Origin of the sequence: Lysinibacillus sp. LK3, from assembly GCF_001043675.1 — a bacterium.
Taxonomy (GTDB): Bacteria; Bacillota; Bacilli; order Bacillales_A; family Planococcaceae; genus Lysinibacillus; species Lysinibacillus capsici.
This window is the reverse complement of the sequence record NZ_LDUJ01000035.1, coordinates 1-22,414: the sequence shown is the minus strand read 5'-3', so window position 1 is coordinate 22,414 and position 22,414 is coordinate 1. Positions and strand designations below refer to the sequence as shown.

Genomic DNA, 22,414 nt, shown 5'->3' with positions numbered 1-22,414 from the left:
CTAAATAGGGTGGTAATTATTTATATACTGCACGTTCTCCGCCAATTAGCTTAGGACGTGTTGTTGCAATCGTCACAACAGCTTCTCCTACCATTTTTACCGATGTTCGAACAGGTACAGCTACTGCTTTCAAATGCATACCGATTAATGTTTGTCCAATATCAATACCTGCATGTGCCTGTATTGTTTCAACAATCACTGGATTATCAAATTGCGTATAGGCATATGCTGACATTGAGCCGCCTGCCGTACGTACTGGGACAACCGCTACTGGATCATAGCCAAATTTTTCAGCTGTTGATGCTTCCATAGTAATGGCGCGATTTATATGCTCACAACCTTGGAATGCTAAAAGCAATTGATGCTTTGCTGCAAATTCTTGTAACGGCTCAAAAATGGCTTCTGCTATCTCCAATGCTCCCGCTGTGCCAATTTTCTGACCAATCACTTCAGATGTAGAGCACCCTACTACAAAAATTGTATGGGGTCGTAATGTTACTTGCTCTTCAAATTCACTGAGTAACTGAGTCAAATGTGTTCGTATTTGTTTTACAACCATTAAGCTCAGCTCCTTCATCTATATCCATTAAAATCATGCCATATATGACATCCTATACGAATGCCATATATGGAATAACAAAACTATTATTGCTCTAGTTCAGTAATTTTTTCAATACGGCGTACATGGCGGCCACCTTCAAAATCGGTTTCTAGCCATGCTTGTACGATTTCACGTGCAAGGCCAGGGCCAATTACACGTTCGCCCATTGCTAAAATATTTGAATCATTATGGCAACGCGTTGCCTTGGCACTAAATACATCATGTACTAATGCACAACGTATGCCCTTGACCTTATTAGCGGCAATGGACATACCGATTCCTGTGCCACAAATTAAAATGCCTTTATCAAATTCTCCGTTAGCAACACCCTCAGATACAGGTTTTGCATAGTCTGGATAGTCTACTGAATCCGCAGATTGTGGACCAAAATCTTCGTAGCTAATTTGAAGTTCATCTAATAGCTGCATAATCTCACGACGTAAGTTATTGCCTCCGTGATCAGAAGAAATTGCTATTCTCACTGGGTTCCCTCTTTTCGAATTATAGTCAACCTTAGTGTACCACTTCTTTCTGAAGAATAACACGATTTTTCTTATGTTTTTACGTTGATTTTTCCTGAAAGACGAACATTAATTGTATGTTAACACAAAATTATTCACTTTTAAACTTATTTTTTTGTGGATAATGTGAATATCATGTTAATAAGTTCGGATAATGGTCTTTTGTTGTAATATTCCATCTACTGAAGTTTTTTTAGCTTTTTACTTACAGTGGACATAAATTGTCCTTTAATAAAAAAGGTTATACATAAATCCGATTTTTCATGGGATTTATGTATAACCTTCAGGACTATGCTTGTCTATCAAATTGTTGGATCATTTTATGCAATGCTTCCGATTGCTTTTTCAAACTTTGAGCCAGATGCTCGACTTGTTCAATTGCATAGGCTTGCTCTTCAGCAGCACTACGAACTTCCTGTGCACCTGCTGACGTTTGTTCCGCAATGGCAGCAACTTCCTGTGATTGTCGAGCTGTCGTTTCAATATTATGCATTTGCTGTTCAATTAAAGAAGAAATCTCAACAATTGATGTTGCCATTTCATGTACATTAGAAGCCATATTTTCTACTGCTGTCGTTGTTTCAGACACTCGATCGGCTTCCTTTGTTGCAAAGGCAACTTGTTCGTTCATTTGTTTCACAACTACCTCTACGTTTTGCTGCATGGTTTGAATTAAAGCTGTAATTCCTTGCACTGCTTTTGCACTTTCATCAGCCAAACCACGGACTTCTTCAGCTACTACTGCAAAGCCTTTTCCATGTTCTCCTGCACGAGCAGCTTCTATAGAGGCGTTTAGTGCCAACAGATTGGTTTGTGCTGCAATGTCACCAACTAAGCTAATTATTCGTTCTACCTGTCCAGCATTCTCTTCTAGCGCATGAATGCTTTTTAATGCCTCATTATTGCCTGTCGCAATTTGTTGAATACTATTCACTAATGTTTCAATGGCTTTTGTTGTTGTCGATAAATTATGTAGAATCTCTTTAGTTTGTGATGCTGATGCTTCTGCCCTACTATTTACCTCTGTTGCAAGCGTTCTTACATCTTCAATCGCTTCAGCAGTATCTTGTACAGCAGTTGCAGATGCTTCTGCTCCTGTAGAAATATGCTTTACGGTAGATGCAATGCCTTCTGCCTTTCTTGTTGCCACTCCTGCTTCATCTGAAAGCTGGATAATCGATTGATTCGTTTGTTGGAAGTTATGATCAATACTTTCCACCATTTGACGTAAGTTTAACACCATTTGTTGGAATGCCTCTGCAACAGATCGAATCTCATCATTTGTATTAGGCATTTGTACATCCTGTCCTATTTTTCCTTCTGCCACAAGTGTTGCTGAGTGTTCAAGCTGCTGCAACGGCTTGATGAGGATTACACTTAAAAAGGCAGCTAATATCCCTGACCAAGTTATGCCTAACGCATACGTAATCACTTCAAAAACTTTTCGATTTGTGTCAGGGAAGAAGGTAGGTTGTAAAAACTCAATGAATATAAAACTGACACTGTAGGTGATTAGTGCAAGAACACTAACAAATAACACCAACTTTAGGCGTAAACCAAATTGTTTTTTCATAGGACCCCTCAATTCTTTTCTAGTTTTTGTATTAATTGATCAACCAGTTCTTTTAATTCTGCAAATGTTGCTTCATAAATTGCTCTATTACCACCATAAGGATCCACTACATTTTCTAAACTGCATTCATTTGTATACTCTTTCAATGTAAATACTTTATGCTCAGCTTCTGGATAATTGGAAATGACGGTATCTTTGTGAGCAGTCGTCATCGTTAAAACTAAGTCTGCCCATGCCATTTCAGCTTGTGATAATTGCGTCGCAAAATGTTGATGGGACATTTGGGCTTCATTTAACACTTGTTGTGCATGTGCTGACATTTGTGCATTAGGCATCGCATAAATACCCGCTGAGCGCACTTCTACATTGTTTATTTGTTTATGTTTTAAAATAGCTTCTGCCATCGGACTGCGACAAGTATTGCCTGTACAAACAAATAATATTTTCACACTTATCACTCTCCAATTTTATCTATTGTTGAATAGCTAGAATACTCATGATTATAAATATAATGCCAGCAATGATTTGAATTTTATTGCCAAAAAAGACTTGGCTCCTACGTGCTATAACTAATGACCCATAAGCACAAATTAATGCACTTAAGCCTGCACTCATAATAAAAATCGTTTTTTCTAAGTTAAGCATACCAAAAGAAACACTAACTGAAAAGGTGTCTAGGCTTGCAGTCACTGCTAAAAGTACAGGTGAAATCGTTACTTTTTCATCTCTGTGCGAAAATAATAATAAATGCATCCCGATACAAAATAATAAAATACTTGAAATCCATTGTCCCCATTCTAATAGAAATCGAACTAAATAGCTTCCTAATTCAAACCCTAATAAAGGAAAAAGCATATGTAATGCAGCCGTCCATAATGATAAAAATAATCGATATCTAACATTTGGCAGCAAAACATATAGACCAATCACATCAACAGACGTTAATATACCTGCAAGAATTCCCTGCAAGAACGCACTCCTTCGCTCCCTAATATTTTATCATTTTATGCTCGAAAATACATTATTATCATAACTGTTTACTATTGTTTTTCATTTTTAACATATAATAATTGGACAAAAAAAGACAAAAAACATGTGGTTTTTCAATGTCTTTTGCCTATAATTGTTCTATTATTATTTACAATGAATACCATTTACCTCCAGAGGCTTTTTCAAGTCTATTCATAATAGCTGCACCTACTCCTTCTATTGAAGTAGTTGTTGCTAATATTACGGTAGCGGTAGTTTTATCACATGCTCTAAGTGCATTATATAAGGCCGCACCCATTTCTTCTTTACTTCCTGCTTCACCAATAGAGAAGTAAAAATCCACTTTAATTTCTTCAAAGTTCTCAGGTGCAAGTAGTGCTACACTATGTCCTTGTCTCTGTAAATGCAGAACAGCTTCGTTGACTTTCTCAACATCACAGTCTATTAAATACACGGGAGCATTTGGTGCATAATGCGTATATTTCATTCCCGGTGCCTTAGGCGTTGCGTCTAGCTTCTGTTCTATTTTAGTTGGTTGAATCACTGGACCAATCTTAGCCTCAAGCATTTCCTTCGTAATGCCACCTGGACGTAAAATTACTGGAGGTTCATGTGTCAAATCTAGTACAGTAGACTCAAGCCCTATGCCTGTAGAACCTCCATCTAAAATATAAGGTATGTACCCTTCTAAATCATCTAATACATGAACGGCTTCTGTAGGACTTGGCTTTCCACTACGATTAGCGCTCGGTGCAGCAAGCGGTTTTTGGAGCTGTTGTAGTAAGGCGAGCGCTACTGGATGATCAGGCATTCGAATCCCAACTGTTGATAACCCAGCTGTGACACTTTTAGCTAATACATCTGGCTTCGCTGGCATCACCAGTGTTAATGGTCCTGGCCAAAATAAATCCATGCATTGTTTAGCTATGTCAGAAATATGTTCGATATAGATCGCTACTTCCTCTTTTGTACCAACATGGACAATTAAAGGATTATCTGAAGGTCGACCTTTTGCTTCAAATATCTTTTTAACTGCCAGATCATTTGTGGCAATCGCTCCTAAGCCATAAACCGTCTCTGTTGGAAATGCGACTACCTCTCCTGCATTTAAGATATCCACAGCTTGTGTATAATTAATCTGACTATTCACATTACTGTCCACAACCTTACAAACAGTTTTCATGATTAATACCTACCTTCAATTATTCGTTTTTACTGAATTATCCACATATTGTTTATAACTTAATAAAAAATGTGTATAAGTTGTCTGAATTTGTGCACAATTCATTCAAAAAGTCCTTTAATCCATTCCCATATAAAGAATGTAACTTGTTCTTTTTCTTTTTCTTCTACTTCTACTTCTTCTTTTACCTCTTCTTTATCAGGCTCACATATCGATGGGAAAATACTGCACCACCAGTTATCTCCACGGGCATCACCAATCTTTACAACAATTGATTGATAGACATTTTGTGGATAAAGTACAGCACCTTGTCTTTTTGGTGGGAATAAATTATCCCCAACAACAACCTGTGCATCCAATTGTGGATAATTTTCGCTCAGTTTAGCTTCAATTTGTTGTTTTAAAGAAAGAATTTGCTCATTCCCAGCAAATCCAGCCGTACCCAGTTGTAGAAAGTATGGCTTTAAATCTTGGACAAGCTGCTGTTTCTCTAGCTGATCTTGTGCAGTATTACTGTTTGCGATAACACGTATACGAAAATCTTTTTCTTGCACATCACCGGAAGATTCCTTCGCCAAACCTACTAATGTTGGAATATATAAAACACATAACTGTAAAACAATCGCAATTAATACTAGTCTAGCAAAAGCTAGAAAGATATTTTGTTTAGGTAATCTAATAATCTTGTATTCGTTCAACATAAAAATCCCTCCTTGCTCAACATTGTTGGCAAGAATAAGAAACTTTATACATGTAGCTCACAAAAAATCATTCGAGGTTTACCGTTAATATCTTTTTCTACTGAAACTGTCGCCTGTGGAAAACTATCTTGAAAGAATTTGGCTACTTTCTCCCCCTGTGTATAACCGATTTCTAATCCAATCAACGCTGGCCTATTCATATAAGCTGGTAATTGTTCGGCTAATTTTCTATATAAAATAAGACCATCTTCCTCGGCAAAGAGGGCACTATGCGGCTCATGCTCTAGCACAACGCTTGACATTGCTTGTGCCTCATCAAATGCGATATACGGTGGGTTCGATAAAACAATATCAAATTTTTCTCCTGCAAGTGGAGCAGCTAAATCTCCCAATCTAAAATCAATATCTGCCTCTAATTGCTTTGCATTTTTTTGAGCAGTTGCTAGTGCAGCTTCTGATAAATCGGTAGCTATGACCGTTAATGCTGGGCATTCCAGCTTCATTGAAATAGCAATGGCTCCACTACCTGTACCGATATCAGCCAGCTTCAATGTTTGCTTTGTAAATAATTTAGGTAGTCGATTAATTGTTCCAAGCACCAATTCCTCTGTTTCAGGTCGTGGTATTAAGACAGATTCATCGACTAAGAATGAACGGCCATAAAACTCCTCATACCCAACACAGTATTGGACAGGGCGTCCATTGACATGTTCTTCTAAGAGCTCATTAAATCTCATTTGCTGCGCTGCTGTTAATTCATCTTGCAAATGCAACATAACTTCTCCATAACTAGTACCAAGCACATGTTGCATAACAATCCGCGCTGCTGTTTGTTCACAACCATTATCCACTAAAAAAGAAGAAGCCCACTCAAGGGCCTCCATCACATTTTTATAAGTCATCATTTAAACGCTCTAACTTCGATGCTTGTTCTTCTAAAATAAGAGCATCGATAATCTCGTCTAGTCTGCCTTCAACGATTTGATCTAGCTTTTGAATCGTTAAGCCGATACGGTGGTCGGTTACGCGGTTTTGTGGATAATTGTATGTGCGAATTCGCTCAGAGCGGTCACCAGATCCGACAGCTGATTTACGTGTAGCATCAATCTCTTTTTGCGCTTCCTGCATATACATATCTGCAACACGAGCACGAAGAATTTTCATTGCTTTTTCACGGTTTTTAATTTGTGAACGTTCATCCTGCATCGAAACCACAACACCTGTCGGTAAATGGGTCATACGAACAGCAGACATTGTTGTATTTACAGATTGACCACCCGCACCAGAAGATGCGAATGTATCTACACGGATATCTTTTTCATGGATTTCAACATCTACTTCCTCAACCTCAGGTAAGCAAGCAACTGTTGCTGTTGATGTATGAATTCGGCCTTGTGATTCTGTAGCAGGGACACGTTGTACACGGTGTGCGCCATTTTCAAATTTGAATTTTGAATAGGCTCCTTGTCCATTAATCATAAAGATTACCTCTTTATAGCCGCCCATTGGGTTTGGTGTAGCTTCCATAATATCAATTTTCCAGCCTTGCGTTTCTGCATAGCGAGAATACATACGGAACAAGTCACCTGCAAAAATATTAGCCTCGTCACCACCAGCTGCCCCACGGATTTCCATAATAACGTTTTTATTATCATTCGGATCTTTTGGAATTAATAAAATACGTAATCGCTCTTCTAGCTCTTCCTGCTGTGCTTTTAATAGGTTAAATTCTTCCTTTACCATTTCGTGCATATCAGGATCTTTTTCGCTATCTAACATTTCTCGTGTATCTACTAGCTGTTCTTTAACACTTTTATATTCACGATAAGTATCTACTGTCTCTTGGATATCTGATTGTTCCTTAGAATATTCGCGTAATTTCTTACTATCATTAACAATATCCGGATCGCTCAAAAGCTCAGTAAGCCTTTCATAACGATCTTCCACTGCTTGTAATCGATCAAACATGGATTTCACCTCTATTTAGTTTTTTAAATTGCTCCTTTTTTACAGAGAAGCCGCTTTCATCAAAATTACGCTAAGGCGTAATGGTTTTTTCATTTCTTATTTCCACTACTTAGTATAAGGAAATTTTCACATGTATGCTACTTTTTCTTAGCGCTTTAACAAGCTACTTAGCTTTAAAGCGGTGGATTTGCATGACATTTTCGGCAAACAGGATAATACGAATCATTGCCACCGATTTGAATTTGATCTCCTGTGTAAACTGGCTTTCCACTTTCATCTACTCGCAAATTCATTGTTGCTTTTTTATGACAGAACCAGCAAATTGTTTTCATTTCCTCAATTTTATCTGCATATGTAAGCATGTACTGGCTACCTTCAAATAGCTCATTTTGAAAATCATTTTTTAAACCAAAGCCCATTACGGGAATGTCCAATTTATCCACAATGTTAGCTAGCTGTAAAACATGTGCTTTTTTTAGAAATTGAACTTCATCCACAAGCACACAATAAGGTTTGACAGCATTAGTTTTCACTATTTCAAAAATATTTGTATCTTCATAAACAGGAATGGCTTGTTGTCGTAAACCTACTCGACTGGAAACGAAGCCCACCTCATCACGCGTATCTAGACCTGAAGTAAACATCATTACAGGTTTTTGTTGTTCTTCATAATTATGGGCAACTTTTAGAATTTCTATTGACTTTCCACTATTCATTGCACCATGTTTAAAATATAGCTGTGCCATTTTGTCTTCTCCCTTTCTTTGTGTCAATCTGGATTTTGAAAAGACTTGCATCAACGTGTATTATTTACTGAAAAAAATACCTGCCAAGCGCATGCTTGGCAGGTATTAAACTAACATTAGTTTTTAAGACCGTATTTTTTGTTGAAACGATCCACGCGACCATCAGCAGACGCGAATTTTTGACGGCCAGTGTAGAATGGGTGACATTCGTTGCAGAACTCGACAACGATGTTTTCTTTTACTGAACCAGTTTTGAAAGTGTTCCCACAAGAGCAAGTTACTGTTGCTTCTTTGTAGTCTGGATGAATTCCTTGTTTCATATTCGTTTTCTCCTCTCGCCCTGAACCATCTGGAACAGAGTATTATCGAACTGTACCTTACATAGCCCGAATATGTCGACTACAAAAGTTGTGTCGAAGTGGAACGTCAGCTACATATGTACACGTTGCATACTTTTGAAGTATAGCATAGACATTTTATCATTTTCAAGTAAAAAATATTAAAAGCAAACCATCCCTAATACCTAACCGCGAACTTCACGATAATCATTGTCTACTAACCCAATTTTCTCATTTCGTTCTTTAAAGCGAATATTATGTGAAGATACATAGGCTACTTTCGGTGCATCTGGCTCCAAGTATAGTTTTGCACTATTTAATGCTAGTATTCCATCAGTAAATGCACCAGATATTAATCTAACTTTACTAGGATGATCAATAAAATCACCAGCTCCATAGATACCGGCTACGTTCGTTTCCCGATTCTCATTAACAATTGCTACGCCATCCTGAATATTTAATCCCCATTCTTCAAGCGCACCGTAATCGCATTTTAAACCATGATTTACAATGACAGCATCTACCTTTACTCGTTCCAATTCATCGGTATCTTTATTGACAATGGATACATATTGAATTAAATCACCGTCCCCATGCAATTGAACCACTTCATAGGGCGTTTTTACATGAACTAAGGATTCTTTCATACGTAAGACATTTTTTTCATGTCCACCAAAATCATCTCGCCGATGAACAATCGTGACGCTTGCGGCAATTGACTCTAGCTCATTAGCCCAATCAACCGCAGAATTACCACCACCTGAAATCAACACATGCTTGTCTCGGAAGATTTCTAATTCCTGAACTGTATAATGTAAATTCGTTACTTCGTAGCGATCCGCTCCTTCAATTTCAAGCTTTTGCATAGAAAGGACGCCATAGCCTACTGCTAAAATAACCGTTTTGGAATAATGCTTTTCTCCTGTAGAGGATGTTAAAATAAATGTTCCATCCTGTTGCTTATCTAACTTTTCCACTTTTTGATTTAAGACAATCGTTGGATCAAAGGTTTCAGCTTGCTCCACAAGTTGTTTAATAAGCTGACCACCTAAAATAGGTGTTACTCCACCTACATCCCAAATCATTTTTTCAGGATATATTAACATACGACCACCTAGTTGTGAGCTATACTCGATAATTTTCGTTTTTAGATCTCGCATTCCACTATAAAAGGCAGTATAAAGCCCTGCTGGACCACCACCAACAATCGTTACATCATATAGTTCCTCTGACATTTCCTCTTCTCCATCCCCTTCTAATCTATTCAAACGTAAATTGTTTGACAAGAATTAATCTAATAACCGTCTATTCTTTCCCCTCATGGCAATACTATTCACACACAAAGGAAAGAGTGCTATTTACTCTTTTAATCGTGCTAGTAAATACAAGAAATAAGGTGCTCCTAAAACTGCTACCACAATCCCTGCTGGAATTTCTGAAGGTTCTAAAATGGAACGACCGATTGTATCAGCCATTAACACTAAAAAACCTCCTAATAAAGCTGCGGTTGGCAATAAAAACTGGTGTTTAGCCCCAACTAGCTGTCGAGCTAAGTGTGGCGCAACAAGGCCAACGAAACCAATTCCACCACTTACTGAAACACTAGCTCCAGCCAAACCAACAGCAGCAGCCAACAACCAGCGTCGCTCTTTTTCTATCGAGGCACCTAGTCCTACTGCTGTTAATTCGCCTAAATTCAATATGTTTAATACACGTGATTTTGAATAGACGAATGGCAATAAGATAACTAACCATGGTAATAACGACAGAACAAATCTCCAATTTGAGCCCCAAATGCTACCCGCTAGCCATGTTGCTACAAATTGATAATTCTCTGGCGATAGACGTAGTGTTAGCACAATCATAGCCGAGCTAATCCCTGCTGCCACAGCTACCCCAGTTAAGATTAAACGCATTGGTGTAATCCCCTCATGGCGTCGATAAGAAAGTGAATAAATCAGTACAGCTGTCAAACCTGCTCCTACAAAAGCCAGTATAGGCAGTAAATAAACAGGTGCTGCTTTCGTAGTTGGAAAAAATGACACATAGAGCATAACCGCTAGTCCTGCTCCTGCATTAATCCCTAAGATTCCTGGGTCTGCTAAGGCATTTTTAGAAATGCCCTGTAAAATAGCGCCTGATATAGCTAACCCCATACCTACTAATACAGCAATCACAATTCTTGGAAGTCTGAATTCATATAAGATAAGCTGCTGTTGTGCATCACCTTGACCAAAAAGAGTCCGAAGAACCTCCATTGGTGTCAGTTTAATGACACCTGTATTCATACTTATGACAAAGGTAATAACAATTAACACAATGAGCGTAGCAAGGATGGAAAAATGTTTCCTTTTCGCCTTTAGCTGACTTGGTGTTAAATAGCTGTTACTCATAGTTCTTTCCCTCCTTTTCGAGCTAAATAAAGGAAGAATGGTACTCCAATAAAGGCTATGAGCGCACCAATGGGTGTTTCATAAGGTGGATTAATAACACGTGCTACTAAATCAGCTAACACAACAAGCAATGCTCCATATACCAAGGAACAAGCAATGATCCAGCGATAATCATGACCAACTATGTATCTGGTTAAATGAGGGATAATTAACCCTACAAAACCAACCGCACCGACAACAGAAACTGCTGCACCCGCTAAAACTAAAACAATGATCATTCCCCATACTTTTACCATAGCAGTACGTTGCCCTAGCCCGACTGCAATTTCTTCACCTAAGCTCAGTACGGTGATGGAGCGTGATAGGATAAGGGCTCCTATCATCGCAACAAGTATCCATGGAGATAAGATTTGTAGATGGCTCCATTTTGTGCCTGAAACCCCACCCGCATACCAAAATGCGAGGTCTTGTCCAATACGAAAATAAAGAGCAATTCCTTCTCCGAGCGCCCCAAGTAACGCACTAACAGCAGCTCCTGCTAAAACTAGTCGCATAGGTGTTAAGCCACCTTTAGAAAGCGAGCCAATACCATAAACGATGGCCACACCAAGACCTGCACCTACAAAGGACCATAAAATTAAATACATATAAGGCAACCCAGGGAAGAAGGCAAAACATACGGCTAACATAAAGGCAGCTCCTGAGTTCAAGCCTAATAACCCTGAGTCTGCTAAAGGGTTACGTGTCATCCCCTGCATAATCGCACCCGCTACCGCAAAGCTTGCACCGACTAATGCTGCTCCAAGTACCCGTGGTAAGCGAATATCATGGATAATTTGATGTGTTGTTAATTCTGGTGAAAAATGGGTAACAGCTGTCCAAACAGTACCCAATGAAATATCTGCTGCACCAAAAGAAATTGATAAGCCAATGGCAACTATTAATCCAATTACTCCTACGATTAAAGCCACTACTCCACGGATCGGATGAGATCGCTTCTGTAGCTCTTCTAAATCGTGGAGCTCTCCTACTCCTGTCGACGTAGTCATTTTATTTCCTCCTCATAACTTCCAACTAGCTTTTATTTTTTCATATCGTACAACTGATAAGATAGGCAGATTGGATTTTCACTATAGGGACATACAGCCATTTCTGCATCGATATTAAATACCCTTTGTAAATTTTCTTTTGTCATCACTTCTTTTGGACTGCCATTCACCATTAAATTGCCGTCTCTCATGGCCATCATAAAATGAGAGAACCGTGATGCATGGTTTAAATCATGTAAAACCATGATAATTGTTCGTCCTTCTTCCTTATTTAATTTTTGTAGCAACAATAAAATATCGAGCTGATGTGCTAAATCTAAATAAGTTGTTGGTTCATCCAGTACTAAAATATCCGTGCCTTGCGCCAATGCCATAGCAATCCATACTCTCTGACGCTGACCACCTGATAATGCTTCGATTGGTCGATCACTAAATTCTCTTAGCCCCGTAACATCAATAGCCCAATGGATATATTCATAGTCTTCCTTTTGCAATGTACCAAACCCTACTTGATGAGGAAAACGACCATAGGATACCAGTTCAAAAACCGTTAATCCTCCTGGTGCTGTTGCTGTTTGAGGTAAAATAGCCATTCTTTTGGCCACTTCTTTTGTTTTTAATTGATGTATAGCTTTGCCATCTAAATAGACAGCTCCATTTTGTGTGCGTAATACACGTGCTACAGCCTTTAATAAAGTAGACTTGCCACAACCATTTGGACCAATAATCGTGGAGATCTCCCCTTTTGGAATCTCCACACTTAAATCATTGACGATGAGCGCTGAAGAGTAACCAATCGCAACATGATCTATTTCAAGTACTGACATCTTTAACTTCCTTTCACTTTTGAGAATGCTTTTACTTTTAAATTTGTAAACCAAATTGGGCTGTATACAAGCCATAGTAAGCATTTTGACGTTCCATTAATTGCTCATGTGTGCCTTCTTCAATAATGCCCTTTTTCGATACCACAACAATTCTGTCTGCATCCTTAATCGTTGCTAAACGGTGGGCAATCACTAATGTAGTACGACCGATAGAAAGCTCGTTTAAGGCTTGCTGGATAGCTTGTTCTGTTTCTGTATCCAATGCAGATGTTGCTTCATCTAGTATTAAGATTTTTGGATTTTTCAAGAAAATACGCGCAATTGATAATCTTTGTTTTTGTCCACCTGATAATTTGACACCACGTTCACCTATGAGAGTATCCATGCCTTCTGGTAAAGCATTGATTACATCCGTCAGTTGTGCTCGTTGTGCGGCATACCAAATATCTTCTTCACTGGCATTTAAATCACCATAGGCTATGTTTTCACGAATGGTACCATCGAATAAAAAGACATCTTGCTGGACAATCCCGATATGCGAACGTAAAGATTGCAGTTTAAAGTCTCGTATATCAACACCATCAATCTTAATGGAACCCTCATTCACCTCATAAAAACGTGGCAATAGGCTACAGATCGTAGATTTCCCTGCACCAGAAGGGCCTACTAAGGCAACCGTTTCACCAGGACGTACCTTTAAATTAATTTGATGTAAGGCACGATTATTGGCAGCGTAGCCAAACGATACATTAGAAAAAGTAATTTCACCATCAATTTCATCGATTGTTTTCGCTTCTGGACGGTCCGCAATTTCGGGCTCCGTTTCGAGGAATTCAATATAGCGCCTAAATCCTGCCATGCCCTTAGGATAGCTTTCTATAAACATATTGATTTTGTTAATTGGGCCTAAGAGAATACCTGAAAGTAAAATAAATGCGATAAAATCGCCATTTGTTAAATGCCCATTTAATACAAAATAAGCCCCAACAAATAAAGTAAAGAGTGATAATACCTTCGTGAGTATGCCTGAAATAGCTTCATTCCAAGCCATTACTTTATAGGAAAACAGCTTTGTCATACGGAATCTTTCATTATTTACTTTAAAGCGTTTAATCTCATGATCTTCATTTGTAAAAGCTTGTACAACACGAATACCACTTACATTGTTTTCAACACGTGCATTAAAATCTGCAATATCTCCAAACATTTGACGGAATGCCTTGGACATTAATTTCCCGAAAATAATGGTTAAGATTAAGATAATCGGAACAAGTAAGAAAATAAGAATCGTAAAGGTTGGATCAATATAGTACATGACACCAAATGTTCCAATAATCGTCATCGCTGCAATAAAGATATCCTCTGGACCATGGTGAGCAAGTTCACCAATATCCATCAAATCATTTGTTAAACGAGAAACAAGATGCCCTGTTTTGTTGTTATCAAAATATCTAAAGGATAGCTTTTGTACATGGCTGAAGGATTCTTTTCTCATATCCGTCTCAATATTAATGCCCAGCATATGTCCCCAATATGAAACGATAAAATGAAGAATGGAGTTAAAAATATATAATCCAAACAGCAATAAACTCGCCATAATAATCCATTTCAATTCCCCATCTGGCAGAATATCATCAATTACTTTATTTAAAACAATTGGAAACGCAAGCTCTATTAGTGCCACTAATATGGCACAGCTAAAATCTAAAATAAATAAGCCTTTATAGGGCTTATAATATGAAAAAAATCGCCGTAATAACATGGTGTAGCCTCCTATCGTGATCTCGTTTTACGTATCTATAAATGAGCTATCTACAATAGCTCTCCTGTTATCTCAGTTATTGTTGATGAGCCTTTGTAAATTCAACTATTTTGTCAGCTAGTTCTTCAGCTTGGTGTAAGCCAGAAAGCGGATCAGAAGCAAAATAATATTCAGATGGAAGCTCTAATACTTGATTACTTTTAACGACATCTAAGTTTGTCCATGTTGCTGGCAACTGGCCATCTTTGTTAAAGAAATTAATCATGAAGTTATAGTCACCTACATAGTTACCTACTACCTCATAGGAAATCTCATAGCGTCCATTACTTGCTTCCTTTGTAACAAAAATCTCCTGCACCTTTTCTTGAGGTTTCATGCCCAAAATTTGATAGAGCGCTCTACCGCCCGATACACTTGATTGCCCTACAATCGTTGCATTTTTTTCAAACATTTCATAAATAGTAAATGTGGCTCCCTCTGGAATCACATCCATGATTTTTTCTTTAGCTTTTACGATCCGATCTTCAAATTCTTTTGTAAAGGCCTTAGCCTCTTCTTGTCTTCCTAAGTAATTCCCCATTGCCTTAATCTCCTCAATCGCTGATTGATGTGCATCTTCAGCGAAGACAATTGTCGGGGCAATTTTTTCATATTTCGCTACATCTTCAATATTCCAAGTAATAATCAAGTCTGGCTTTAACTCTAAAACTTTTTCTAATGACACCTTACCATCTGTACCAATATTCGTAATTTCACCATCCTTATAGTGTTGCTTTAAGAAAGCAGCATAATCAAGGTTAGCCGTTACGCCTCCAACTGGTACAACATCTAACGCTAAAATTTGCCCCAGATACCAATCAGTTACGACTCTCTCTGCCTGCATTGGAATTTCTACTTCGCGTCCACTATCATCTGTTACGGTTCTAGTCTCTGCCTTCTCGGGCGAAGTTGGTTCATCAACCTTAGATTGGCTTGTCTCTTCATTACACGCTGCCAGTAAAACGAACAGGCTTAATAAAAAAGGTAGCTTTATATGGTGAATCATCTTCTTCATCATGATTTCATTTTCTCCATTCTCAAATCGTTTTGCTTGCGCGAGCTGATTATTATTGTATTGAAAATGATTCTCATTTGTAATGGCAATTTCGGACATATTAGATGCATATTTCAGCCTAAAGCTACTTGGAGCCAGTTTTGTTGCTTTTTTAAAAGCACGGCTAAAATAATATTCATCTTCAAACCCAAGAGATATGGCAATTTCTTTTATGCCATATTGATTGGTTAATAAATACTGCTTAGCCTGCTCTATTCTCAATTGTTGTAAATATATTTGTGGACCTATTTCATAGCGAGCTTTAAAAATGCGTAATAAATGTCGTGTACTAATCTGAAGCATATCTGCTAATGTCTGGATAGATAATGGTTGATGAATGTGTTGCTTTATAAATAATCGTGCGGCTTCTGCCTTATCAATTTCATGTGGTTTCCCTTGTCCTTCTGCTAATTCTCGAAAGACATGATAGATAAGCTCATAGAAGGATGCCCTTACAGATAAATGCTCCTGTATAGAGCCAGATTGCCATTTGCTATACATATCCTGAAGGATGCTGTGAATGACTATCGGATTTGCGGGTACACAAGAGAAATGTGTTTGGAATGGTTGATAGTGCATGTGCAAATGCTGCATAAAGGCATCTTTGTACATGACATCTCCTTTATAGCTAATGAGAAAATAGCTAACACTCTGCTGTGCCCTAATGTGAAGAGATTGAGATTTACCTAGATGAAAAATACTGAAGCGCTGCACATGATAAGATTGATCATCAATGACAATCTGTGCACCGCCTGCTGTGACAATAAGAAACGAGCTATATGTTAAAACCTTTGACACATGAATGTCTGATTTATTTATGTAATCGATTTGCTTCAACTGGATAAATGCATTTTGCCAAAGAAGCATATAGGCATCATAATTCATCTTCGTCTCCTTCAGAACACATATTTACTTACCATTATATTGATAATGATTATCAATTTCAATATACATTTATAAAATAAACATATACAAAAAAAAATCACCACTGACAATTTGATTGTCAATGGTGATGCCCTTTATAAAAGTCCCTTACCCTTTGTTGCTTTTTTCATATCTTCGTTTAGCTTTTCAAAAAATTCTTCATTTGATTTTGTTGTACGTATTTTTTTCAGGAAGCGCTCTGCAAAATCAGGTGCATCAGAAAACGTTTTACGAATTGCCCATAGCTTTTCAAGTTGTTCTGGTTCCAGAAGAAGCTCTTCTTTACGTGTACCCGAACGACGAATGTCAAGCGCAGGGAATATACGGCGTTCCGCTAACTGACGATCAAGATGAAGCTCTAAGTTCCCTGTTCCCTTAAATTCTTCATAGATAACTTCATCCATACGAGAACCTGTATCTACTAAAGCCGTCGCTAAAATTGTTAAACTACCGCCTTCTTCAATATTACGAGCCGAACCAAAGAAACGTTTCGGTCTATGGAATGCAGCAGGATCAATACCACCAGATAGTGTACGTCCACTTGGTGGAATTACTAAGTTATAAGCACGAGCTAAACGTGTAATAGAGTCCATTAAAATAATTACATCACGTTTATGTTCCACTAAACGTCGTGCGCGCTCTAATACTATTTCAGCCACTTTGACGTGGTTCTCAGGTACTTCATCAAATGTTGAGCTGACAACATCTGCATTGACAGAACGTTCAATATCTGTCACTTCCTCAGGTCGTTCATCAATCAATAGGACAATTAACTCCGCTTGCGGATGATTGGTTGTAATAGCGTTCGCAATCTCTTTTAATAAAGACGTTTTCCCTGCCTTTGGCGGAGCTACAATTAATCCACGTTGTCCAAAGCCTACTGGTGCCACTAAATCCATTATACGTGTGGATAAATTGCGTTGTGTTGTTTCTAGTTTAATTTGTCGATTTGGATATAAAGGTGTTAGTGCTGGGAAATGAACTCGTTCTTTCGCTACTTCAGGATCTTCGCCATTGACAGCATCTACTTGTAATAGGCCATAATAGCGCTCATTTTCCTTCGGTGGACGCACCTTTCCTGACACCTTGTCCCCATTACGCAAATCAAAGCGACGGATTTGGGATGCAGAAATATAAATATCTTCTTTACTTGGTGAGTAGTTGATTGGTCGAAGGAAGCCGAAGCCCTCTTGCGAAACAATTTCTAGTACGCCTTCCATAAAGAAATAGCCCTCTTGCTCTGAACGCGTTTTCAAAATAGCAAATATCAATTCTTTTTTCGTTAGCTTGCTATAATAAGAAATTTTATATTGGCGTGCAAGGGCGTAAAGCTCTTTTAACGTCATGTTTTCTAATTGAGCGATTGTCAATGCAGACATATGCACAACTCCAGTCTTTTTCAAAATATAATTCAATTTAATGGGGTTATCATTGAAGTTTACGATTGGCTCTGCTAACGCTTATATGGTTGCCTTTAATAATATCTATTGAAATATTTCCACCATATAACTAAACATTGCCTTAAAAATATGGGATGGTTATTTAAAGAAGAAGGTACCTAGCACAATAGATGTACTAGGTATATTTTAGAAGAAAATAACATTAATATCTAGGTTTTTTCTCAAGAGCGTGACGGCCTTCAACAAAGCGAACCGTACCAGATTTAGCACGCATAACTACTGAATGAGTTAAGGCATAAGCACCTTTATATTGAACACCCTTTAAAAGCTCGCAATCTGTTACTGCTGTCGCTGCAAAAATAGCATCGTCACCTTTTACTAGGTCATCTAAATAAAGAACTTTTTCAACATCCACACCCATTTTTGTGCAGCGTTCTAATTGCTCTTCATCTTCTGGTACTAGTTTTGCTTGGAAGTCACCACCAAGGCATTTTAAAGCTACTGCTGCTATAACACCCTCAGGTGCACCACCTGTTCCAAACATAATATCAATGCCTGTTTCATCAAAAGCGGTATTGATTGCTGCACCAACATCGCCATCTTGGATAAATTTAATACGTGCACCAGCCTCACGAATTTCATCAACAATCGCTTGGTGACGTGGTCGATCTAAAAGAGTAGCTACAACATCAGAAATATCTTTATTTTTAGCTTTTGCTACTTGTAATAAGTTATAAGTGACGGAAGCATTGATATCCACTTTGCCCGCCGCTTCTGGTCCTACAGCAATTTTCTCCATGTACATATCTGGTGCATTTAACAGATTCCCTTTATCTGCAATAGCAAGAACTGTCATAGCACCATTTGTACCTTTTGCTACAATGTTTGTACCTTCTAAAGGATCTACTGCAATATCTACTTTAGGACCACCATTTCGTAAACCAAGTTCTTCACCAATATAAAGCATTGGTGCTTCATCCATTTCGCCTTCACCAATTACTACTGTAGCATGCATTGGAATTGTATCGAACATTTTGCGCATCGCTGTTGTTGCTGCATCGTCTGCCTCAATTTTCAAACCGCGCCCCATCCATTTCCCGGATGCGATTGCTGCTGCTTCTGTTACTCGTACTACTTCCATCGATAAACTACGTTCCATTGTTGCTTTGCCTCCCGTTATGGGCACCTTTTCGTGCCAAAACATTCAAATTACCTCTATTGTAACATAATTGGTTGAAAACTTTTAGCTCTCATTATTCCTTTGTCTCAGCTACACGTGCCACAATTGTTTCACGTCGAATATCAGCGCCTAAATCACGTAATTTCTCAATAAGTGAGCTATAACCACGTTCGATATGATAGATGTCCTGAATCTCAGTTTCTCCTTCTGCTAAGAGTCCAGCTAACACTAAAGCTGCTCCAGCACGAAGATCTGTTGCTGTGACAGTTGAGCCATGTAATCTACTTGGCCCTTTAATAATTGCTGTGTTTCCTTCTACACGAGCATCTGCATTCATACGACGAAGCTCATCAATATGCTTGAAACGAGCTGTGTAAATAGTATCTGTTACTTTTGAGGAACCGAATGCTTGTGACATTAACACGGCAAGCGGTTGTTGAATATCCGTTGGGAATCCAGGGTATACCAATGTTTTGACATCCACTGCCTGTAATGTTGAGAGGTCTGTTTTTGGTACATAAATACTTTCTTCACCAATCTCAATTTTCACACCCATTTCACGAAGCTTGGCGATAATTGCTTCTAAGTGAAGTGGAATAACGTTATCGATTGTTATACCATCACCAACTGCTGCAGCCATAATCAAAAATGTAGAGGCCTCAATGCGATCAGGTATAATCGTATGTTCAGTACCATGTAGCTCTTCTACGCCTTCGATACGAATGACACTTGTACCTGCACCTTTAATATTGGCACCCATATTTGTTAGAAGTGTCGCCACATCAATTATCTCAGGTTCTTTTGCAGCATTTTCAATGACAGTACGTCCCTTAGCAAGGACAGCAGCAAGCATGATATTAATCGTAGCCCCAACACTTGCCACATCTAAATAAATTTTTGCCCCTATCAATTCATCTGCACGTAAATAAATGGCTCCGTGTTCATTAGTAATTTTAGCTCCTAAAGCCTCAAAGCCCTTTATATGTTGATCAATAGGTCGAGGTCCTAAAAAACAGCCTCCAGGTAAACCAATAACTGCTTTTTTGAAACGTCCAAGCATAGCCCCCATTAAATAATAAGAAGCACGTAACTTTTTAACGTTGCCGTTTGGTAAGGGCAATGCAATCATCTCTGTTGGATCGATTGTCATTTTCCCATTCTCAAATGAAACTTCTCCACCAATTTCCTCTAATAGAGCCTTTAACGTCCAAGCATCTGAAATTTCGGGTATCCCTCCAATAGTCACTGGAGAGTTCGCCAAAATTGATGCAGGAATTAAGGCGACTGCACTATTTTTTGCGCCACTAACTTTAATTGTACCTTGTAGACGATTTTCGCCAGTAATTTTATAAACATCCATTTTGCGTTCTCCCTCATGATTGGAAAGTAGTATTTTTGCAATTTGCACACTTTATAATCTTATTATTCGCCTTTTCTCTTATTCCAATCCGCTAAAAATCCTTCAATTCCTTTTTCAGTTAATGGATGGTGGAAAAGCTGCTTTAATACTTTAAACGGAGTAGTTGAAATATGTGCACCTGCTAAAGCCGCTGCTGTAACGTGTTGCGGGTGACGGACAGAGGCAGCGATAATTTGTGTATCGATATTATGGATTGTAAAAATATCTGCAATTGTTTCAATTAACTCAACACCATTTTGACCAATGTCATCTAAACGGCCGATAAATGGTGATACGTATGTAGCACCTGCACGCGCAGCCATTAATGCTTGGTTAGCACTAAAAATTAATGTCACGTTTGTTTTAATTCCTTTGTTTGCAAAGAATCGACATGCCTCTAATCCAGCTGGTGTCATAGGAAGCTTTACTGTGATGTTTGGCGCAATCGCAGCTAATTCCAAACCTTCTTTAATCATACCTTCTGCATCAAGTGCAATAACTTCCCCACTTACAGAGCCATCAACAAGCTCAGCGATTTCGCGAAGACGATCATGGAAAGAAACATTCTCTTCTTTAGCCACTAACGATGGGTTTGTCGTTACTCCTGATAAAATACCCCATGCATGTGCCTCTTTAATCTCTTCAAAGTTTGCTGTATCAATGAAAAATTTCATATTATTTCCTCCTGATCATTTTTCTTATATTATTAAATATTTTCCAAAATTTCTTTATTTCAAAAACAAGAGAAGGTCGATTGAAAGCATCAACACTTCTCTTATTATGTGTATTTATCTATGCTTTTGTAACATATTAAATGCAAAAATTATGCTTTTTGTGCACTTCCAAATTCACGAATTTTACCAATAACCGTAGCTTTGATGGCTTCACGTGCTGGACCAAGGAATTTACGTGGGTCGTAAACAACTTTGTCGTTGTCCAGAATTTCACGAATTACTTTTGTTGCTTCAATTTGATTTTCAGTATTGACGTTAATTTTAGCCGTACCTAACGAAATAGAACGTTGGATATCTTTTGTTGGGATACCTGTACCACCATGTAAAACAAGTGGAAGGTTTGCCAATTTAGAGATTTCCTCCATTTCTTTAAAGCCTAAGTTTGGCTCTCCTTTGTAAGGACCATGTACAGAGCCAAGTGCTGGCGCTAAGCAGTCAATGTCAGTTAGTTCAACCATTTTGCGACATTCTTCTGGATCAGCGTAAATAATACCACCGATTACGCCATCTTCATCTCCACCAACTGTCCCTAATTCTGCTTCCACAGAAACGCCTTTAGCATGTGCGTATTCTACTACTTCTGAAGTAATTTTCACATTTTCCTCAAATGGGTGATGTGATGCATCAATCATCACGGAAGTAAAGCCTGCATCAATTGCTTCTTTACATTTTGCAAAGCTAGAACCATGGTCAAGGTGAATTGCTACAGGAACTGTAGTACCGTAAGATTCCATTAAACCTTTTACCATATGAACAACAGAAATAAATCCGCCCATATATTTACCTGCACCTTCAGAAACACCAAGAATCACTGGAGACTTTTCTTCTTCAGCTGCTTGTAAAATTGCTTGAGTCCATTCAAGGTTATTAATGTTGAATTGACCAACAGCATAACCTTCTGCTTTTGCTTTAATTAACATCTCTTTCATAGATACTAATGCCATACTAAAAATCCTCCTCATAGGACTATTCTTTCTACATAAACATGCTCCTCAATCATAGCAAAAATAATAGCCCCTGAAAAGCAGGGGC

General features: G+C 38.3%; 22 protein-coding genes. All 22 read right to left on the bottom strand.

From position 1 onward, the window contains the following. Positions 1–16: 16 nt before the first annotated feature. Positions 17–559 carry a TIGR01440 family protein gene (locus VK91_RS21055; RefSeq protein ID WP_016992753.1) on the bottom strand — a complete coding sequence of 181 codons (543 nt, stop codon included), beginning with the start codon at positions 557–559 and terminating at the stop codon, positions 17–19. An 86-nt stretch (positions 560–645) separates the two neighbouring features. Next, positions 646–1,083, bottom strand: coding sequence for a ribose 5-phosphate isomerase B (gene rpiB, locus VK91_RS21050; RefSeq protein ID WP_004269466.1), 438 nt, complete (start codon positions 1,081–1,083; stop codon positions 646–648). Positions 1,084–1,411: 328 nt separating this feature from the next. Beyond that, positions 1,412–2,695: a methyl-accepting chemotaxis protein gene (locus VK91_RS21045; protein WP_004269465.1), complete on the bottom strand. Its 1,284-nt coding sequence runs from the start codon at positions 2,693–2,695 to the stop codon at positions 1,412–1,414. Positions 2,696–2,703: 8 nt separating this feature from the next. Next, positions 2,704–3,144 carry a low molecular weight protein arginine phosphatase gene (locus tag VK91_RS21040; RefSeq protein ID WP_048395618.1) on the bottom strand — a complete coding sequence of 147 codons (441 nt, stop codon included), beginning with the start codon at positions 3,142–3,144 and terminating at the stop codon, positions 2,704–2,706. Between the two features lie 22 nt (positions 3,145–3,166). Next, the gene (locus VK91_RS21035) at positions 3,167–3,664 is read right to left on the bottom strand and encodes a manganese efflux pump (protein ID WP_048395616.1); all 498 of its coding nucleotides are present in this window, start codon (positions 3,662–3,664) and stop codon (positions 3,167–3,169) included. A gap of 169 nt (positions 3,665–3,833) precedes the next feature. Further along, positions 3,834–4,868, bottom strand: a complete 1,035-nt coding sequence (locus VK91_RS21030) for an L-threonylcarbamoyladenylate synthase (protein ID WP_048395614.1) — start codon at positions 4,866–4,868, stop codon at positions 3,834–3,836. A gap of 101 nt (positions 4,869–4,969) precedes the next feature. Continuing rightward, a complete protein-coding gene (locus VK91_RS21025) occupies positions 4,970–5,569 on the bottom strand; it encodes a stage II sporulation protein R (protein ID WP_048395612.1) in 600 nt (199 codons plus the stop codon). A gap of 44 nt (positions 5,570–5,613) precedes the next feature. Further along, entirely contained in the window at positions 5,614–6,474 is an 861-nt protein-coding gene (gene prmC / locus VK91_RS21020; protein WP_048395610.1) for a peptide chain release factor N(5)-glutamine methyltransferase, read from the bottom strand. Further along, positions 6,461–7,537 (bottom strand): peptide chain release factor 1, encoded by a 1,077-nt coding sequence (gene prfA / locus VK91_RS21015; RefSeq protein ID WP_004269459.1) that lies wholly within the window; start codon positions 7,535–7,537, stop codon positions 6,461–6,463. Before prfA ends, prmC begins: the two co-directional genes overlap by 14 nt. A 173-nt stretch (positions 7,538–7,710) precedes the next feature. Continuing rightward, positions 7,711–8,283: a thymidine kinase gene (locus tag VK91_RS21010; RefSeq protein ID WP_048395608.1), complete on the bottom strand. Its 573-nt coding sequence runs from the start codon at positions 8,281–8,283 to the stop codon at positions 7,711–7,713. Between the two features lie 116 nt (positions 8,284–8,399). After that, positions 8,400–8,603 carry a 50S ribosomal protein L31 gene (rpmE, locus tag VK91_RS21005; protein WP_004269457.1) on the bottom strand — a complete coding sequence of 68 codons (204 nt, stop codon included), beginning with the start codon at positions 8,601–8,603 and terminating at the stop codon, positions 8,400–8,402. Positions 8,604–8,806: 203 nt separating this feature from the next. Then, a complete protein-coding gene (locus tag VK91_RS21000; RefSeq protein ID WP_048395663.1) occupies positions 8,807–9,856 on the bottom strand; it encodes an NAD(P)/FAD-dependent oxidoreductase in 1,050 nt (349 codons plus the stop codon). A gap of 123 nt (positions 9,857–9,979) precedes the next feature. Then, on the bottom strand, positions 9,980–11,014 hold the full coding sequence (locus VK91_RS20995; protein WP_009371943.1) for an iron ABC transporter permease: 1,035 nt from the start codon (positions 11,012–11,014) through the stop codon (positions 9,980–9,982). Next, entirely contained in the window at positions 11,011–12,063 is a 1,053-nt protein-coding gene (locus tag VK91_RS20990; RefSeq protein ID WP_048395607.1) for an iron ABC transporter permease, read from the bottom strand. Before VK91_RS20990 ends, VK91_RS20995 begins: the two co-directional genes overlap by 4 nt. A gap of 32 nt (positions 12,064–12,095) precedes the next feature. Further along, positions 12,096–12,890: an ABC transporter ATP-binding protein gene (locus VK91_RS20985; protein WP_048395606.1), complete on the bottom strand. Its 795-nt coding sequence runs from the start codon at positions 12,888–12,890 to the stop codon at positions 12,096–12,098. Positions 12,891–12,927: 37 nt separating this feature from the next. Next, positions 12,928–14,652, bottom strand: a complete 1,725-nt coding sequence (locus VK91_RS20980) for an ABC transporter ATP-binding protein (protein WP_048395605.1) — start codon at positions 14,650–14,652, stop codon at positions 12,928–12,930. Between the two features lie 76 nt (positions 14,653–14,728). Beyond that, the gene (locus tag VK91_RS20975) at positions 14,729–16,630 is read right to left on the bottom strand and encodes an AraC family transcriptional regulator (protein WP_048395604.1); all 1,902 of its coding nucleotides are present in this window, start codon (positions 16,628–16,630) and stop codon (positions 14,729–14,731) included. 134 nt (positions 16,631–16,764) lie between these two features. Then, entirely contained in the window at positions 16,765–18,048 is a 1,284-nt protein-coding gene (gene rho / locus VK91_RS20970; RefSeq protein WP_016992739.1) for a transcription termination factor Rho, read from the bottom strand. A gap of 223 nt (positions 18,049–18,271) precedes the next feature. Then, on the bottom strand, positions 18,272–19,228 hold the full coding sequence (glpX, locus tag VK91_RS20965; RefSeq protein ID WP_004269449.1) for a class II fructose-bisphosphatase: 957 nt from the start codon (positions 19,226–19,228) through the stop codon (positions 18,272–18,274). Positions 19,229–19,322: 94 nt separating this feature from the next. Then, on the bottom strand, positions 19,323–20,609 hold the full coding sequence (locus VK91_RS20960) for a UDP-N-acetylglucosamine 1-carboxyvinyltransferase (RefSeq protein ID WP_048395599.1): 1,287 nt from the start codon (positions 20,607–20,609) through the stop codon (positions 19,323–19,325). A gap of 62 nt (positions 20,610–20,671) precedes the next feature. Then, complete coding sequence (fsa, locus tag VK91_RS20955) at positions 20,672–21,322, bottom strand: fructose-6-phosphate aldolase (RefSeq protein WP_004269447.1); 651 nt, start codon at positions 21,320–21,322, stop codon at positions 20,672–20,674. Positions 21,323–21,471: 149 nt separating this feature from the next. Next, entirely contained in the window at positions 21,472–22,326 is an 855-nt protein-coding gene (locus VK91_RS20950; protein WP_048395593.1) for a class II fructose-bisphosphate aldolase, read from the bottom strand. Between the last annotated feature and the right edge of the window lie 88 nt (positions 22,327–22,414).

Bases quoted from the DNA above. Each gene is read 5' to 3' on its own strand.
- VK91_RS21025 (WP_048395612.1), bottom strand. From the start codon at position 5,569: ATGTTGAACGAATACAAGATTATTAGATTACCTAAACAAAATATCTTT.
- VK91_RS20975 (WP_048395604.1), bottom strand. From the start codon at position 16,630: ATGAATTATGATGCCTATATGCTTCTTTGGCAAAATGCATTTATCCAG.
- rho (WP_016992739.1), bottom strand. From the start codon at position 18,048: ATGTCTGCATTGACAATCGCTCAATTAGAAAACATGACGTTAAAAGAG.
- VK91_RS21055 (WP_016992753.1), bottom strand. From the start codon at position 559: ATGGTTGTAAAACAAATACGAACACATTTGACTCAGTTACTCAGTGAA.
- rpmE (WP_004269457.1), bottom strand. From the start codon at position 8,603: ATGAAACAAGGAATTCATCCAGACTACAAAGAAGCAACAGTAACTTGC.
- fsa (WP_004269447.1), bottom strand. From the start codon at position 21,322: ATGAAATTTTTCATTGATACAGCAAACTTTGAAGAGATTAAAGAGGCA.
- VK91_RS21000 (WP_048395663.1), bottom strand. From the start codon at position 9,856: ATGTCAGAGGAACTATATGATGTAACGATTGTTGGTGGTGGTCCAGCA.
- VK91_RS20995 (WP_009371943.1), bottom strand. From the start codon at position 11,014: ATGAGTAACAGCTATTTAACACCAAGTCAGCTAAAGGCGAAAAGGAAA.
- VK91_RS20960 (WP_048395599.1), bottom strand. From the start codon at position 20,609: ATGGATGTTTATAAAATTACTGGCGAAAATCGTCTACAAGGTACAATT.
- prfA (WP_004269459.1), bottom strand. From the start codon at position 7,537: ATGTTTGATCGATTACAAGCAGTGGAAGATCGTTATGAAAGGCTTACT.
- VK91_RS20950 (WP_048395593.1), bottom strand. From the start codon at position 22,326: ATGGCATTAGTATCTATGAAAGAGATGTTAATTAAAGCAAAAGCAGAA.
- VK91_RS21045 (WP_004269465.1), bottom strand. From the start codon at position 2,695: ATGAAAAAACAATTTGGTTTACGCCTAAAGTTGGTGTTATTTGTTAGT.
- VK91_RS20980 (WP_048395605.1), bottom strand. From the start codon at position 14,652: ATGTTATTACGGCGATTTTTTTCATATTATAAGCCCTATAAAGGCTTA.
- VK91_RS20990 (WP_048395607.1), bottom strand. From the start codon at position 12,063: ATGACTACGTCGACAGGAGTAGGAGAGCTCCACGATTTAGAAGAGCTA.
- VK91_RS20985 (WP_048395606.1), bottom strand. From the start codon at position 12,890: ATGTCAGTACTTGAAATAGATCATGTTGCGATTGGTTACTCTTCAGCG.
- glpX (WP_004269449.1), bottom strand. From the start codon at position 19,228: ATGGAACGTAGTTTATCGATGGAAGTAGTACGAGTAACAGAAGCAGCA.
- VK91_RS21030 (WP_048395614.1), bottom strand. From the start codon at position 4,868: ATGAAAACTGTTTGTAAGGTTGTGGACAGTAATGTGAATAGTCAGATT.
- VK91_RS21010 (WP_048395608.1), bottom strand. From the start codon at position 8,283: ATGGCACAGCTATATTTTAAACATGGTGCAATGAATAGTGGAAAGTCA.
- prmC (WP_048395610.1), bottom strand. From the start codon at position 6,474: ATGATGACTTATAAAAATGTGATGGAGGCCCTTGAGTGGGCTTCTTCT.